Below are 15413 nucleotides of genomic sequence, written 5' to 3'. Positions count from 1 at the left end.
GCATATGAATTGGACATTTTTTATCATACTATCTATTTGTAGTACATATAAGTAAGTATGAACATAAGCCAAAGTAAATTTTTAAATAAAGTAACTTAACTTATGTTCGTTCTAGAGATACATAAAGCAACCTAAAATAAAAAATAATAGAGGTGGTTTTAAATGAAAAAACAATGGTATACTCCTACAATGTCTCAAATTAATATAAGTGCTACTAAAGATGGTGTTTCACCAACAGCAGAACATGATATGACTACCTATGATGCAACTGGAAAGTGGTGGGCTGGTGGCGTAAGCCAAAATAAATAATATGTACTATCTCTAGAATAACAAACAAGCACCTATGAACTAATAGATTAAATTCTACTGGTTCAATAGGTGCTTATTTATATTATAGCAAAACGCTTAATTACTATATATCATATAATAGCTTGATTCAAGAAATGCTTAACATGTATAAATTTTAGTCATAACATTCTCTTGACTTACATATAAGTAACTATGAACATAAGTTAAAGCGCATCCCACAGAAAGAAGTTTGACTTAAGTTCACCATAAGTTTACATAGATTAATCATAAGATTAATCTAAAATCAAAACATAGGGGTGGTTTTAAATGAAAAAACAATGGAATAATCCTGTAATGTCTCAGCTTAGTCTGGATGCAACAAAAGAAGGCTCTAATCCAACTACAGATCATGATGCAACAACATATGATACATCTGGTAAATGGTGGGCCGGTGGTGTAAGCTAAAATAAATAACATATGTTATATCTAGGATAATATAAATAAACACCTATTGACTAATAAATAGGTGTTTATTTATATTAAAACTCAAAATATAAAAAAACTAACATGTATATTCAAACGTATACATCTGGCTTAATCGGATAAAAGGTTAATCTATAGATATTTTTTGAAACATACATATTAGTATCTATGCATAAAAATAAAAGAGACTATTATAAGAAAGGATTAAACTTATGAATAACTCAAGTTCATTATATCATTATAAATTATATGGTTTACATGTTGCTTCAGAAATAGAACTAACAGAACTTATAGTGTCCTCTGAACAAGATAATATAGATGTTCTTATCATAAAGAAACCAATATCTGCTGAGATTAAACAGGCACAAATAAATAATATTCATTATCATTTTTCTACTAACGATATATGGTACGAAGTAGAAGGACTAGGTACTTATCATATAAAAAATGGTACATCTATCGAAGTGGATTATGATGAAGATAAGGACTTCCAACTTGTTAAAGGTTATCTATTAGGTACAGCCTTTGGCTGCTTAATAGCACAACGCGAGCAAGTAGCATTCCATGGTGGTACCATTGTTATGAATCATGGTGCTATTATTGTTACCGGAGAATCCGGCGCAGGTAAATCCACATTAACTACTGCACTTAGAAATCAAGGATATGGTTTCTTAGCTGATGATGTTTCAGTAACAACACTTAATCATGCAAATCAATGTATTGTTCAACCAGCTTTTCCACAGCAAAAATTATGTAGAGATGCGATGATACAAATGGGGTATACACCTAATAATTACATAAAAGTTGATGAAGAACGTGATAAATATTTGTTACCTGTCAAGCAACAATTTATTAATCATGCAATTCCTTTGACCTGCATTATAGAAATTGCCATTGGAACGACTCTTCAATTAAATGAAATTAAAGGTAAAGAAAAGTTAAAGATATTATTTAGAAATATTTATCGTTGTAGTATTTGGGAACATCTATCTATGCCATCTAACTACTTTAAAAGGTGCCTTATGATTGCTAAGCAAATTCCTGTATACCAATTACAAAGACCTGATTCTGAATATACCATAGACGAACAGATTATGTTACTCATTAAAGTTTTTCAAGATCAGAAAAAAGAGCATGTCGTTTAGAGATTGTTCTAAAAAAGATTAATGAACATATACTATATTGTTAAAAATAGGCTACAAGGGTAGGTGAGTATAAATGAAGATTAGAGTTTTAAAAAAGTTCCAACTTTTTATACATATGCCCTTTAAAGATCAGTTACTATTTTTAGTTGCATTTATTTTAAGTGGTATTGCAAGAGCACTAATAATTACAGTTCCTCTAAAAAGATATCAACCTTATATTGGTATTCCCAATGAAGATTCTCCTCATAAGAATATTTGCTTACAAGATTGGCAGACAATTAAACGGATAAGACATTTAAGTTTACTAGCTTGTAAATATACCCCGTGGGAAAGTAAATGTCTAGTAAGAGCCTTAGTAGTTAGCTGGATACTTAAGTATTATAATATTCCCACCACCTTATATTTAGGTGTTGCAAAAGATAAAACACTACTAGCACATGCATGGCTTAGATGCGGCCCTTATATTATCACTGGTGGTGATGTACAGAGAAATTTTGTAGAAGTTGCAAAATTCTCAAATTATTCATTGATAAACAGAGAAAGGAGTTGGGAAAATCATGTGCTGTAAAAAAAGGTGGGAAAATCCTCAATTAGAAAGCTTGAATTTAATGAAAACGCAAATAGATATGAATCAATCAACGCCAGCTGGTATTGTAGTTGATATGACTACCGAGTATCAGCCACCTGTTGATTTAAGTGATGCCCCTCAAACAAGTAGTAACAATAGTGAAACTGCTGCATATTGCTTTAGACCTATAAGTTAATACAGCACTAAGCATCTACTATAGTATACAGCTATTCGCAAAACAATAATTATCTATGCCTAATTTACTAGAAATGTAATACTTATAAAGTTCTCTATACTATATTGTATATATAGTATAGAGAACTTTGTTGATAATCCAGAAGCATTTAAAACAGCTCTATCTAATGTAAATACTATGGATATTATAGGAGTAGATCAAAAAGGCAAAGCTCTTTATCAGTATGGTTATCCAGAAGGAACAACTATATTGAGAGATTCAGATTTTAAATGGCATCCTATAGGAAAATAAATTGAGACCACCTATAAAGCAAATTGCTCAGCAGCAGAACAAGATTCCTTATAGGTGATATAAGAAGAGCGATTTACTTATAGCATACAACTATTCGCGAAACACCGGTTTTACGAATAGTTCTATGCTATAAGCAGCAAAAACATGTTCTCTTTGCCATGTATTATTTGCAAATTCTAAAAAATTAAAGCGACTACCAGTCCCCTTAGCTTCATTTAATTTTAGAATATTATATAATAGTAAATGATCAGCGAGGTAAAAGTTTTTCACTTTTGAGGTAAAACTTTATAGATAAGATTGTTTTAGCTAATTTATCCAGAATCCTTAGCACTTAACCTTTATTTTCAGGTAGGTAAAAGTTTATAGTTATTAGATGGTAATTATTTGTGTGGTAATTATTTAGAGTTATTGTAATTCTAGGTTTAATTTGTGAGGTAAAACTCTATATATTATGTATGTTACTAGGCATACATAATATATAGAGTTTTACCTCATTTTTACTTTATAATATGTATACAGAAATATATTGTACTAATTAATAACTTTGATACATCCCATTTGTCTTTATATTTGGATTGTGCCAACTTCTATTATTTAGTAAGTAGATCTATATTCTGTTTCCCCATTTCTCTTCTATGTTCTTCCTCTATTTCAGCTCATAAATTAAATTTACCTACTTCTTTCTTTTTTGAAAAATTCTTTTCCATGATTAAATGTATATATACTTAAATGATTAAAAATAAAGGGCTATCAGTGTCCTGGTAGCCCATATATGTATTTTATTCTGTATATTCTTCTGGATGTGTTATATCATGTTCTATATCTTTTAGTTTTTCTAGCACTTCTCCTAAATTAGTATTAATTGTCTCACATTCACTTTTTGTGTAGTAAACGTCGCCTGTATTACTTTCAATTTCATCTAACTTATTAAGTATTTTTTTTAATAATTTAATTACTTGTTCTTCAAAATCTGTCACACTATTCACCCCCTTTCTACAAGAAATCATTGATAATATAGGTATGCTATGAAAATTGATTATCTATCTTCTTCTACATAAGCTATTAGAAACTATGTAAAATAAATCGACATATAAATATACATTTATGTATCAAGCATATCCCATTCATCGCCTAGTACCCATCTGAGTGCAGATAATTTGCCATTTAGCATTCCCCACTCAAAATCACTGTATGGTCCCAGATTATCTTCACCAAATTTATCAATAACTTTTTGAGCAGCTTTCAAAGCATCTTTCCAAATCTTAGGATCTACATATTCTCCTTTATTTTCAATACGATATCTTAATGATAAATGTCGATCAAACCAAATTTTATCAAATAGTTCATCTATAGCTCTTACTATTTCATCTATAGCTCTTGTTTTATCTTCATAACTATCACCCTCATAATAATCAGCTTCTGTAGATTCCTCATTTTGAGTATTTTCTTCCTTAAAACATGTTTGCAAACTTTGTTTCATTGCTACAGTATTACCTTGAATTTGCTTAAATTCTTCTAGCCCAATAGTAACCCTTTTTAAGACGGTTTCAAGTTCTGTAATTCGTTTATCTTGCATTGCAAAAAAGCTTAGCTGTTCTTCTTTTTCCATTTCTATCTCTAAAAACTCCATTCTAACGCCATAATTGATAGGCATATTAAGTAATGAGGCTAATCGTTCTAAGTGATAGATATTAACATCTATATTTCTATCAATCTCTGTAAGAATTTTTCTTTCAGCTAATCTAATTTCTTGATTGGTTATGAATGCAATACCTTTTGCTCCGTTAGTATGTACCCCTTCAAGATCATGAATAAATTTATCTTTGATATCCTGAAAATTCTTTTGCCCTCTTGGGAAATATACTGCCCCAATCCACTTTTTCCCATCATTAGAAAGAACCATATCCTTAAGTCCGTCTTTTCCACCTAAAGGATGTGATGGATCAATGTTATGAAATCCATCACTTGCTAATATTAGTGCAGCCAATCGTTCTGCTGCAGCTTGTCCACGGTCCCAATTAAGAAGTCTATTCCATGTTTCTCTACCGGCTAACATCCTCATACTATCCCCCCATTTACTTTACTAATATAGTGTCAAGAATTTCTTGACAATATATATTCACTTATAACTTATAAGCATTATTTTAATTAACTGTTTGCAACATAGCATCAACTCTTCAATTTTAGCCACAATTCTTTTCTGCTCATCTAATGGCGGTAAACCGATAAGTTAACTATTTATAAAACCTTCTACTATACTATTTAGTTATTCATACAGTCCATAAGATAGTCCAATCTATCTGGCATTATCTCGCGACACTCAGTTGCTTTCTCAAGTGACATCAATTCTGGATGTGCTGATGGGTTACGATACTTTTTAACAATATCATCTATGTTATCAATATATTTCTTATCCAATAATCTCTGTACTTCTGTATTCTTTTTTAGATAATCCTTAAAATCTTGTAATAATGGACTTATTTGTACTAAATTTTCTTGGTTTATAATAGATAAAATTGTATTCATCTGACCTAATGTGTATTCTGGTTTTTTTGTCTTCTGAGCTTTTGTAATAGCTTTTGCAAATAAATCTGTTTTATTTTTTAACCTATAATTAGCTTTATCTTTAGCCAAAAATTCATCTAAACAGTTACCTTTACGCTGTACAACATCTAAAGTATATTTTCTAAAAATCTTTAGTAGAAATTCATTCTCAATTGCTCTACATAATTCTAGAATAACGGGGGAGTAATCTGGTTTATCATATTTCTGAAGTTTAGAATATAGATATTCTGCTAAAGGAATAAATTTTCTAGTCAAAGCATCTAAATCTTCCCAATTAGAATACATGCTTTGAGCCAATGCATAATAATCCTCCAAAGCATCTTGTCCAATAGAACTATCCCATTTAGATAGTTTAGATGTCATTAGTATAAACTTTTGTTCAATTTCACGCTTTTCATTTTTCAAATCACCCAAATCTACTTCAAGTCCATTAAGTCTTTCTAAGGCAACATCCATCTTAGAATCAATTTTTTCTGCAATCTGGGTTATATTATTAGCATTCTTTATAAGATACTGTAGTAAATCAAAGATTTGATCATTTTTTTCGAGGAGCATTTCTAACATTTCATTTGAATAGGCTTGAGCAACATCCATTCTAACACATCTCCTTTTCCCACCTTAATATCTCAGTAATTGTAGGTGTCTGAAGCAATTTCAACGAACTATCTATTCCAGTTACATGTACCTCATAATACATACCTGTTGTAAGGATAAAAAAACAATTATTATTACCATATAAAAGTTTCTGTATTGCCAGTACCCATTCAGGCTTTACATGAGTTAAATCTGTTTTAACTTCTATATATACTCGACGCTTATCAGGTAGTTCATAAACAAAGTCAGGCCTCCATTTCCTATTCTTATCGATTGAAATCCATGATTCTCTCTCGTTCTCATTCAATAGCATTTCTTGAGACCATCCAGCTTTTATTAACTTTTCATATACTTCTTTTTCTAAATCAAAACCACGTTTGTTATTTTCAACTAATCGTTTAGTCATATTAATAGTTTCAAATGTGCCAAGACTATCAATACCTTCAATATCTTGCATAGTTTGCTTATCATAAATTGGGACACGTATATGGGCCAAATCTCTAAGTGTTACAAAAGGAATTGTTTCGCCCTTTTGAATCCTATTTAACTGTTTATTGAAAATATTACTTCCAGTTTTACTATTAAGATATCTATACAAATAGCCTTCAGATACACCATACGGGCGGATAATAAAAAAACTATTCGATGCAATAGCTGGTGTATCAGCAGAGGTAATACGTATTAATTTATTCTGCTTAAAATATTTAGTTAGGAGGATATCTCCCTCTTGAAGCAATTGTTTTGAAAATATTGAGGCTTTATTAGGATCAATACATATTTTTGGTAACTTAATCTTTCCATCCTGTATATCTCTTGCTCTCAAATATGGTATTCCTATCTCAACAAAATCTTCCTTCTTAGCACATTTACCATTAATAATTACTGCGATTTTACCAAGCTCTGTTGTTTCTTTTTCATTCATACTATCTTCAATTATCTGATCATCTCCGTTATAATATTCCGGCATCATACTTTCAACGGAAATAGAATCTGAATGATATATTTTCTGTTCATCTGGAATATTTCCAAGTAGTATATCTATAAAAATATTTATGTCTTCCACAGATGTAAACCATGTAGATCCTTTATCCTTGTTCAACACTATTACTGCCATCGGTGTAGTAATATGCTTAAACATACGTTGTTTGAGTGTAATAACACCCTTTATAGAATATATACTAAGGAGTTCTTCTCTAAATTTTCGAGTACTTACTGAAAATAGCATAGCAACATGTCCTAAAATAAAACTTACTATCGTATTTCCTTTAGTATCCTTTACTTCATATCGTCTTACGTAAAGATGCTGCTTATCTGCTACTATTATAGAAACCTCTGCAAAAATTGACCCAAATCGTTGAGTTAATTTATCATCTACCGTTAATACTCGGTTTAAGGTGTTTCTTCCGCTATATTCTTCTAAAGCAAATTCTATTAGCTTAAAAAAATCACTTTTATTTATTGAAATCATCTAATTCACCTCTTTTTATACTATCGATATTCTTATTAATAAGAATATCAGCAGCATGTCATGTTCTAATTTTATATTATAACAACTGAAATATTTGTCGAATTATGATGTGATGCTGTTTTTTTACTCATTTTTAAGGCAACATGAGATCTAATGTTATTCCTATTCATATGCATTTTTTAAAAATAAGTATAATTGTACTTCTTTATCTATTTCTTCAACTAAAATACCTGGTAGTTGATATGGAATACTTTCACTAATATTAATCCTCTCTTCTGCTCTTTCTCTCTTTAGAAATTGAGCATGCTTGTACCAGTTTTGATAATGTACCCATACATAGACATACATAACATATTCTAATGATTCCCAAAAGGCTGCATTACTTATGTGTAGTTTGTTTTGGCTCTGCTTCTTATACTCCTTGTAGAAGAAATAGAATAACTTACTATGGTTTAAGATATTTTTCATAGCATCGAAGTTAGGGTTTAATTCTCTGTAATCTAATCTTGAATGTACAGTGGAATAACTATGATGCCCTTCAACGTCTGTTCGCCACATTAAATAGGCAAATCCTTCAACTGAAATAGATTGATAGGTGTAATTACTGTTGTTTCCTAGATTATGTTTAAGGAGCAGTTCTATACTTTTTAAATGCGAAACGTAGTTATTGATGGAAGGAATTACATTTCTTAAATGCTTTGCAATAGCTTTATAGGCATTAATATATAAGGTATATAAATACTCAAGATCTTTTTCAATAGCTACAGTTGCTGCGGTACAACTAAATGCTTTTATTGGCAGTGCTACATGAGCAAGTGTCCTAATATCCTTTGAAATAATACGCTCTTTATTAGTGGCATCCAATTGCAAATGATTTACCGCTGGTGCTAAATAGTATAGGTAACTATGCTTCTCTAATTCTGGTTTTGATAATAGATCAGAGAGACTGTATTGATTACTGCTAAAGTCATTCCATGAAATAAGTACTTCAGTAAAACTGCTTTTAGATAAATAGTTATAGCCGCATATACAGTTAAATCCCTTTAACCTATTAGCTGGTTGGTTAAAAGGGATTTTCCAACCACAATTGGGACACCCAATTTTTAAGGGTACATGATGTATAAAACATTCATTTTTAAAAATGAGTTGATGATAAATCGAATGATATCCCTCTTTAATACATATAGGACAATAAGTAACAAATGGGCGAAAGTACTTTACCAAATCCTTTTCATTGAAAAAAGACCCTAATGCCTGCTGCGTATCTTCAAGAAAGCTTGTAGTGATGGTCTCATTGAGTTGAATCTCTATTTGCTTAATGAGCTCTGCACAAGTACTGAATGCGTTGCTGTTTTCTTCTAAACTAGGATTAACCCCCAAGACTTCCACTAAATCATCTATAGTGATTTCATTAGCATATTTTATCTTCTCTAAAACTGACCATGGTGATTCGTATAAGTTAATCCAATCGTTATCCCAAGTAATCATTTGATGTCGTCTCCTTGCTGCATATAGAATAATTTTATAGAACCAATCTAATACTACGTACTAGGTGATAAATAATGAACAAATCAAGCAGTAACTTAATTCGTGAACAAAACGCTGAAATAAAATTAGAAGATAAGAAGAAAGAACTTCCAGCTTTTATGAATCTCTTTATAGAGCATCTCAAAGCAAGTAGGTCATCTTCCACTACTTTTGAGTATGTTAATGATATAAGTAAGTTTTTTGAGTACCTTATAGAAAACTACTACAGTAATAAACAAGTATCTCAACTGGACCATTTAACTTTAGCTACCGTAACAGACACTCAAATTACAACATATCTTAGTAAGTTTTCTAGGTCTTCTTATAACCGAAACCTCTCTTCACTGCGTATGCTATTTGGCTATCTTGCAGATCAGCAACTGATTGAAAGTAATCCTTGCAAACTTCTATCTAATATGTCTATCTCTAGTGAGGTTTCAGATATTGTTCATATTGATGATAACGAAATCCTCTCTAAAGTAGATGAGGCATATACTACCTTATATACAATCTATGAGCAATCTGTAAAACCACCATCTCATAAAATCTATTCTGAGCTAAGAGATTTAGCTCTTATAACTTTGTTCATGGAAACAGGAATAAAGATGTCCGAATGTAAACTCCTAAATGTGGAGGATGTTAATCTTGAAAATCAGTATATTAAAGTAAAACGTCATAATCAACCGACGCTGCTGCCTATGTCTGCTCATCTACAACAAATTATGACATTATATATGGAAGATAGAAAAAGATTTGATGTTAAGGATGAAAAGGCACTTTTTTTAAATAGTTCACGCCATAGACTGATGAATATTGGAGAGTTATTAAAAGCACTATCTCTAAATGAAAATGGCATTACAACACATACATTAAGAAAATACTTTGCACTGAAACAAGCAAATAATAACGCCTCTATTGATACCATTTCAAAATTACTAGGTTGTCAAAGTAAGGATTTAGTCGATAAAACCTATTTCAAGCGTAATTAACACGATAAATTTACCTTTTGAATGTACCTTTGATATGAAGTGTATCTAATGCATTCTACCCAATCTTCAACTGACGGCCAATATTTGTTTTCACCATCTATGCCCTTTAAACCCATACAAATATAGATTGTATCTAGAAGGATTTCATAAGGAATACCGGTAAACACTGCTGCTGTTTCTGCAGAAGCATTTCTAAAAGCCTCAAACAGGATTTGCCGATCATTGCAAAGTCTGTAGCCCTCTTTATATGCGATAGGAAAGTAATCGCCCGTCAAACATACATCGAACTGTTTAAGTATCGTTTCAAATAAGTCTTCTGATTTAACTGGCGTCAGTCGATAGCTATTAGGTTGATTTATACCGTCTTCATAGAATGGGTAATGTGATATTAACTCACTCAATTCTAGAGTTTCTCCAACTAATACTAAAAACAATTTGACATGCTCTTCTTTTAGTTTATGAACTAACTTTAAAAGAACATTTAAGCTGTCTTGATGTAAATTTTGTGCGGCTTTAACTATAAGAATAATGTGTGTTTTATGAGTCTTCAATGAAAGAAATATAAGATACCTTGTTAATCGTGTAAATAATGCCTCAGCATTGCCCACAGTCCATAAACCATGTTCTAGATTACACAATAGATCACACGGAAGTTCTTTATTATTTGAAACATAATGTCCATAGCTTAATGTTTCAAAGATAATCGCTGTTGAATGGAGCTGTTGTTGTAACGCTTGATTAAGCGTAACCTCTACAGCTGCTGAACCACAGAAAATATCAGCATAAATAAGGTAGATAGGCTCATCTGAATATAGGGATTGTTTAATACGACTTACAATTTCACTCATTACGGGCGGTTCTATTGTGCAGCTATCATGCAGTAGTATACTACCATCTATATATTTAAGGTTGTTTAGTCTAGTTGTATTCATACTATCCTCCTATATTTGAGATGTTGTTATTGGGAATGCATTAATTTGAAAAGTGTTATTAGAAATCTCTTGAATCATATAAGCAGAAAACATATATGGAATTGCATGAGAGGCTTGTGCTTGAGAATATATGGTATTTAGAGGCAATGTAAGAATATACTCCTTCCAATTTAAATAATGACGAAGCATCATATTCGCTAATACAGGTGCTATAACCGCGAATTTTAACTCCAGTTCTTCTCCAGTATAAGCATTTAGTTCATTTCAAAAGTATTGAAATAGCATACTGTTACAAATTAAATTATTATAACCCTCTAACCCAGAAGCACGGCTTGATGACTCTAAGTGCGAATGAACCGTCTGGTACGATAAGTGCCCTTCTATATCTCTTCGCCACATAAGATAGGTATATGCCGCAATATCTTCACTAGGGATAATTTCAGTAGAAATGTTATATGTGATGGCTTTTTTCAGATATTTAATGCGAGAACTCATTTTAGGGATCATTTTACGTAAGTATTTTGCAATGCCCTTTAGGGTACTTTTATAGAGCAATATAAAGTGCATAAGTCGTTCTCTTTCTGATAACACTAATTTGGATGATTTTAGAGAGGCTGTAGTTATCTTCGCTACAGTTACACCATCATTTAAAGGAATATACGTGCGTTTGTGACTTTTGAAATCTAAGTCATCATAATAATATAGTGAAACAAACTTTTTATGAGACAAGGATAACTTTTCATAGTCGCACCTTGAAAGTTGTGAAGCTATATTTTGTGAAAACCACTTAGAAAGTATTTTAGAGGAATTACATGTATTTAACAGATTATATCCGCATTTGCAGCTGTAAGCATGATTTTGCCTATTACCTACTAAATCTAGTAATATAGGTTGTTTACATTTCGGACAAGTATATCGTAAGGGAATATGATGGATAGGACATTCGTTTGCAAAGATACTTTGATGGAACCAAGCGTGATAACCTACCTTCATACATTCAGGACAATAGCACAAGAAAGGATGAAAGTATCTGTGTATAGCGTATTTACTGTAGTATTGACCCAGTAATAATTTTAGTGAGGCTGCTTGATGTTCCACTAACTTATAGTCTATCTTACTTAAAGTATCAATTAGATGCATATAGTCATAGATTGGTATTCTACTCTTTTCTAAATGAATTTGTAGAAACTGAAGTAACTGCCCAAGAGAAAGGGCGTTTGCAAATTGAAATTTCTGTAGTGTGCACCATGATGATTCATAAGGTTGAACTCATGAATCGTCCCAAGTATAAATCATTATAATCACCTTGCTTTCTATAATTTGACGATACTAATAACGATATTTTCTCAAATTAGCCATATCAACTGCTTCCTTCCAGTCTTCACTGCTTGGTTTGTATTTACATTCTCCTTCAAAGCCTATCTTAATTAAGCAGTTATTAATTGTTTGAACAAATGGCAGCATAGGAATGTTCAGGTCAGGTGAATGAATACTTTTCTCTAATTCAGCGGTAATCAGTTTAAAAATGAGTTCTGCATCATCCGTAAGGCGATAGCCGTCTTCGTATGCTTGTGGGAAGAAATACTGTGTAAAGGTACATCCACTATCTTGTGGATAGCAGAGAGAATCGTATTGTTTTAGACAGGTAACGATATTCTCTAGATTTTGAAGACCTTTAAAATTATATTCATTAATCATAAATCGTCCAATAATATACATTTTCTTTTGTGCGATAAACAAATCCATTGTATCCTTTAGCTCCATTGAGCCTATTAGAATAACATTCAAATTGATGTTATTATCTTCTAAACGATTATAAATATCCATCAATAACACGTAATCTAAAGGTTTCATATTTTGAGCTTCATCTATAAAAAGGATAATTTTCTTTGAGTTAGCATGATGACTTGCTTCTAATAAATAGCGTATGATGCGTTCTCTTCTTTCTTCTGGTTTTTCTCTATTCTTAAGTGCTAAACCTAATCCACTTAAAATATCACCAAAAAAGCGGTTCTCATTTACGCTTTTACCTCCTGTGCAAGAAATAGAGAATATAGGAATCTCCTCACTAAAGGTAGTATGAATAGCTCTAATTAATACTTTTTTTGCAACACTTTTACCACAGCGATAAATTCCATAAATAATTGAGCCTGGACTACGGCTAGATAACCAAAACAGTACATTTTGAACTAGTAGCATAATAGCATCGCTAATGATAACATATTCCCCTGTAAATATAGGATGGGTTCCCTTAGGAATATCAGGATGTACTGCTCTATTATTTTCATTAGTATTGTCTGATTGTGTTTTTTCGCTCATATTATCATCTCCTAAAATTTAAACTGCATATCTTTACTTAATTGTTCAAATAATCCAGTGTTTTTAAGTTTGGAAGTAGCTTGATTTTGTTCTTGCATAAAGGTAGTTTTATCATCAGCATTTGGGATTAATGCGTCAATACTGATTTCATCTTCTCCTTTTACAACCTCTGGGATTTCTGCATTTTTACTTGAACGTGCAATTTCTTCTTCTGCATCTCTAATAAAGTCATTAGCAACTTTTGCATTATGATGTTTACTTATATACTGTTTATATACTTCCATAAAATCATCTGTATCTAAGAAATCAAGTTCGCCCTCATTCCTTAATGTGCATAACTTGATACGGAAATTGAGCGTGTGTTCTATAACCCCCCATTTTCCATTTGCAGTTAATGTATCAAGATATTCTCCATTTTGTTTATAGGCCTTTGCATAACGGGCATCATCAATATTAATAACAAGTGTTAAGTTTTCACCTATCAAAGATTTTTCTGCTGCTAATTTTTTTGAAGTATATCGTGCATATTTGTAATTGACATAGGGATTTCTTCCTTTTTCTAAATCACCAAGAACAGTTACACTAACTTTATTTGTAATTGTGGTAACTTTAGATCGCTTATACTCTTCTAAGGTTTTTGGAATTCTTCCGGTACTTAGTCTGCTTTTTATAGTTTGAATTGGTGTCATATTATAGTTACCCATCTTATGAGATACATTATAATTAGCAATGCCTAGCTCAATGATTTGTTTAGCATCATTAAAAGTTATACCATATTTAACTGCTTGTTCCTCTGGATTATTACGTAAAGGACTATCTTTACTGCCTCCAGTTGTACTAGGTAATTTAGTAAACACATTCTCTTTTAAAAGATCGAATGATTTTTCAATGTAAGCTCTTACTGTAGGATGAGCTAGAGGCCCATAATTGACATGCACCTCTAGTTCATTTTCGAGGAAGTGACGAATTTCAACAGCTTTGTGTGTTATATGATTATCAAACATAATTTGTCCAAATGTTGCCCATTCCATTTCTGGAGCTACTTCTGATGTAAAACATACGTCTGCTGGATACTTAAATCCCTCAACATTAAATGTCATTCTTTTATGTGGAATAAGACAGTTAATGATACATCTCATAATATCCTGTGAAGTAAAGCCTTTTCCCGGAACTGCATGATAATCTATCAAAGCCTGACTATTACGGTCAACAGCTGTAATTAATGTAATATTATCTACTACTTCTTTGAAACCATCTCCTTCATAAGTTGATAAATCAATGATAAATTTACCATCAATAGTATGCTCATCGATTTCTATTATTTGGAAGAGATCTACGGGTAAAGGATTATTTTTTTGACCAGCTCCAGTTGTAGCTGCTAAAGTAGCGGCATCTTTAGTAAGATGATATTTTGCATACGAGCTATAATAAGACGATTTAAGTTTCTTTAAATAATCATATAATGCACGTTTCCCAGGATGCTTTGTTAAACCATCTCGATTGAGTGGGTACTCATTATAAAGGTTCATATCCGCACACATAGTCATCATTTCTTTATAAATATCTTTCACCTTAGTACCTTTTGTCTTAATTTCTGATGTCCCACCAGCCAGATATTTCTGTTTAATCATGTCATCTATTTCGGGATGAAGCTTAAGAAACCTAGTAAAAATTCCAGATTGTCCGCTGGTACTCATCTCATCTTTACAGCTTTTAGTTCGCTTATATGGTTCAATATGATAATAAGGAATTAGACCAGTGTAGCCATAAATATTGCCTGTAGCAGTTGTTTCTAGGCATCTTTTCATCCATCTATTTATTTCAGCATAAGATAGATGTTGAGATTCCCCTTTTTCATTTTCGTATTTAATCTTTTCAATTGCTGTTCCATCAAAATATGCATCAAAAGCAGCTTTACGAGAATTATAGATTTTTATTGTCTTTATCAAACGTTTCTGTCTTTTTGGATTTTTTATTGTTTCTATATTGGGAAATCATAGCCGTTAATTTAAGCCTAAGTTTTTCCAAGTCGAAGTATTTCTTCTAGG

General features: G+C 31.6%; 15 protein-coding genes. 6 read left to right on the top strand and 9 right to left on the bottom strand.

What is annotated here, in order from left to right:
* The first annotated feature begins 162 nt into the window (after positions 1 to 162).
* The 5 genes from AC1VAQ_RS04555 (at position 163) to AC1VAQ_RS04535 (ending at position 2680) form a co-directional block, all read left to right on the top strand.
* A complete protein-coding gene (locus AC1VAQ_RS04555) occupies positions 163 to 309 on the top strand; it encodes a hypothetical protein (RefSeq protein ID WP_302596271.1) in 147 nt (48 codons plus the stop codon).
* A gap of 306 nt (positions 310 to 615) precedes the next feature.
* A complete protein-coding gene (locus AC1VAQ_RS04550) occupies positions 616 to 753 on the top strand; it encodes a hypothetical protein (protein ID WP_302596269.1) in 138 nt (45 codons plus the stop codon).
* Positions 754 to 983: 230 nt separating this feature from the next.
* Entirely contained in the window at positions 984 to 1916 is a 933-nt protein-coding gene (locus tag AC1VAQ_RS04545; protein WP_302596268.1) for a phosphoenolpyruvate carboxykinase (ATP), read from the top strand.
* A 73-nt stretch (positions 1917 to 1989) separates the two neighbouring features.
* Positions 1990 to 2484: a lasso peptide biosynthesis B2 protein gene (locus tag AC1VAQ_RS04540; protein ID WP_302596267.1), complete on the top strand. Its 495-nt coding sequence runs from the start codon at positions 1990 to 1992 to the stop codon at positions 2482 to 2484.
* Entirely contained in the window at positions 2474 to 2680 is a 207-nt protein-coding gene (locus AC1VAQ_RS04535) for a hypothetical protein (protein WP_302596266.1), read from the top strand. The genes AC1VAQ_RS04540 and AC1VAQ_RS04535 overlap by 11 nt, the downstream gene beginning before the upstream one ends.
* 1070 nt (positions 2681 to 3750) lie before the next feature.
* Here the strand turns inward: AC1VAQ_RS04535 and AC1VAQ_RS04530 are convergent.
* The 5 genes from AC1VAQ_RS04530 to AC1VAQ_RS04510 all read right to left on the bottom strand — a co-directional run bounded on the left by AC1VAQ_RS04530 (position 3751) and on the right by AC1VAQ_RS04510 (position 9086).
* On the bottom strand, positions 3751 to 3948 hold the full coding sequence (locus AC1VAQ_RS04530; RefSeq protein WP_479903526.1) for a hypothetical protein: 198 nt from the start codon (positions 3946 to 3948) through the stop codon (positions 3751 to 3753).
* Positions 3949 to 4073: 125 nt separating this feature from the next.
* Positions 4074 to 5033, bottom strand: coding sequence for a hypothetical protein (locus AC1VAQ_RS04525; protein WP_479903525.1), 960 nt, complete (start codon positions 5031 to 5033; stop codon positions 4074 to 4076).
* A 200-nt stretch (positions 5034 to 5233) separates the two neighbouring features.
* Positions 5234 to 6130, bottom strand: coding sequence for a hypothetical protein (locus AC1VAQ_RS04520; RefSeq protein WP_479903524.1), 897 nt, complete (start codon positions 6128 to 6130; stop codon positions 5234 to 5236).
* A 1-nt stretch (position 6131) separates the two neighbouring features.
* The gene (locus tag AC1VAQ_RS04515; RefSeq protein ID WP_479903523.1) at positions 6132 to 7598 is read right to left on the bottom strand and encodes a restriction endonuclease subunit S domain-containing protein; all 1467 of its coding nucleotides are present in this window, start codon (positions 7596 to 7598) and stop codon (positions 6132 to 6134) included.
* A 162-nt stretch (positions 7599 to 7760) separates the two neighbouring features.
* Complete coding sequence (locus tag AC1VAQ_RS04510) at positions 7761 to 9086, bottom strand: hypothetical protein (RefSeq protein ID WP_479903522.1); 1326 nt, start codon at positions 9084 to 9086, stop codon at positions 7761 to 7763.
* 74 nt (positions 9087 to 9160) lie between these two features.
* Here AC1VAQ_RS04510 and AC1VAQ_RS04505 point away from each other — a divergent pair, with 74 nt between their 5' ends.
* A complete protein-coding gene (locus AC1VAQ_RS04505; protein ID WP_479903521.1) occupies positions 9161 to 10114 on the top strand; it encodes a tyrosine-type recombinase/integrase in 954 nt (317 codons plus the stop codon).
* Here the strand turns inward: AC1VAQ_RS04505 and AC1VAQ_RS04500 are convergent.
* The 4 genes from AC1VAQ_RS04500 to AC1VAQ_RS04485 all read right to left on the bottom strand — a co-directional run bounded on the left by AC1VAQ_RS04500 (position 10111) and on the right by AC1VAQ_RS04485 (position 15314).
* Positions 10111 to 11046, bottom strand: a complete 936-nt coding sequence (locus AC1VAQ_RS04500; protein ID WP_479903520.1) for a hypothetical protein — start codon at positions 11044 to 11046, stop codon at positions 10111 to 10113. The two genes, AC1VAQ_RS04505 and AC1VAQ_RS04500, sit on opposite strands and share 4 nt — an antisense overlap.
* 264 nt (positions 11047 to 11310) lie before the next feature.
* The gene (locus tag AC1VAQ_RS04495; protein WP_479903519.1) at positions 11311 to 12186 is read right to left on the bottom strand and encodes a hypothetical protein; all 876 of its coding nucleotides are present in this window, start codon (positions 12184 to 12186) and stop codon (positions 11311 to 11313) included.
* 189 nt (positions 12187 to 12375) lie between these two features.
* A complete protein-coding gene (locus AC1VAQ_RS04490) occupies positions 12376 to 13365 on the bottom strand; it encodes an ATP-binding protein (protein ID WP_479903518.1) in 990 nt (329 codons plus the stop codon).
* Between the two features lie 11 nt (positions 13366 to 13376).
* Positions 13377 to 15314 (bottom strand): hypothetical protein, encoded by a 1938-nt coding sequence (locus tag AC1VAQ_RS04485; RefSeq protein ID WP_479903517.1) that lies wholly within the window; start codon positions 15312 to 15314, stop codon positions 13377 to 13379.
* Positions 15315 to 15413: the final 99 nt, after the last annotated feature.

It is taken from the genome of Cellulosilyticum sp., assembly GCF_982396655.1.
The sequence above is the reverse complement of the archived record's forward strand: the minus strand, read 5'-3'. Positions and strand labels throughout refer to the sequence as shown.

Excerpts from the sequence above, each read along its gene's own strand:
- AC1VAQ_RS04555 (WP_302596271.1), top strand. The coding sequence starts at position 163 with ATGAAAAAACAATGGTATACTCCTACAATGTCTCAAATTAATATAAGT.
- AC1VAQ_RS04550 (WP_302596269.1), top strand. The coding sequence starts at position 616 with ATGAAAAAACAATGGAATAATCCTGTAATGTCTCAGCTTAGTCTGGAT.
- AC1VAQ_RS04545 (WP_302596268.1), top strand. The coding sequence starts at position 984 with ATGAATAACTCAAGTTCATTATATCATTATAAATTATATGGTTTACAT.
- AC1VAQ_RS04540 (WP_302596267.1), top strand. The coding sequence starts at position 1,990 with ATGAAGATTAGAGTTTTAAAAAAGTTCCAACTTTTTATACATATGCCC.
- AC1VAQ_RS04535 (WP_302596266.1), top strand. The coding sequence starts at position 2,474 with ATGTGCTGTAAAAAAAGGTGGGAAAATCCTCAATTAGAAAGCTTGAAT.
- AC1VAQ_RS04525 (WP_479903525.1), bottom strand. The coding sequence starts at position 5,033 with ATGAGGATGTTAGCCGGTAGAGAAACATGGAATAGACTTCTTAATTGG.
- AC1VAQ_RS04520 (WP_479903524.1), bottom strand. The coding sequence starts at position 6,130 with ATGGATGTTGCTCAAGCCTATTCAAATGAAATGTTAGAAATGCTCCTC.
- AC1VAQ_RS04515 (WP_479903523.1), bottom strand. The coding sequence starts at position 7,598 with ATGATTTCAATAAATAAAAGTGATTTTTTTAAGCTAATAGAATTTGCT.
- AC1VAQ_RS04510 (WP_479903522.1), bottom strand. The coding sequence starts at position 9,086 with ATGATTACTTGGGATAACGATTGGATTAACTTATACGAATCACCATGG.
- AC1VAQ_RS04505 (WP_479903521.1), top strand. The coding sequence starts at position 9,161 with ATGAACAAATCAAGCAGTAACTTAATTCGTGAACAAAACGCTGAAATA.
- AC1VAQ_RS04500 (WP_479903520.1), bottom strand. The coding sequence starts at position 11,046 with ATGAATACAACTAGACTAAACAACCTTAAATATATAGATGGTAGTATA.
- AC1VAQ_RS04495 (WP_479903519.1), bottom strand. The coding sequence starts at position 12,186 with ATGCATCTAATTGATACTTTAAGTAAGATAGACTATAAGTTAGTGGAA.
- AC1VAQ_RS04490 (WP_479903518.1), bottom strand. The coding sequence starts at position 13,365 with ATGAGCGAAAAAACACAATCAGACAATACTAATGAAAATAATAGAGCA.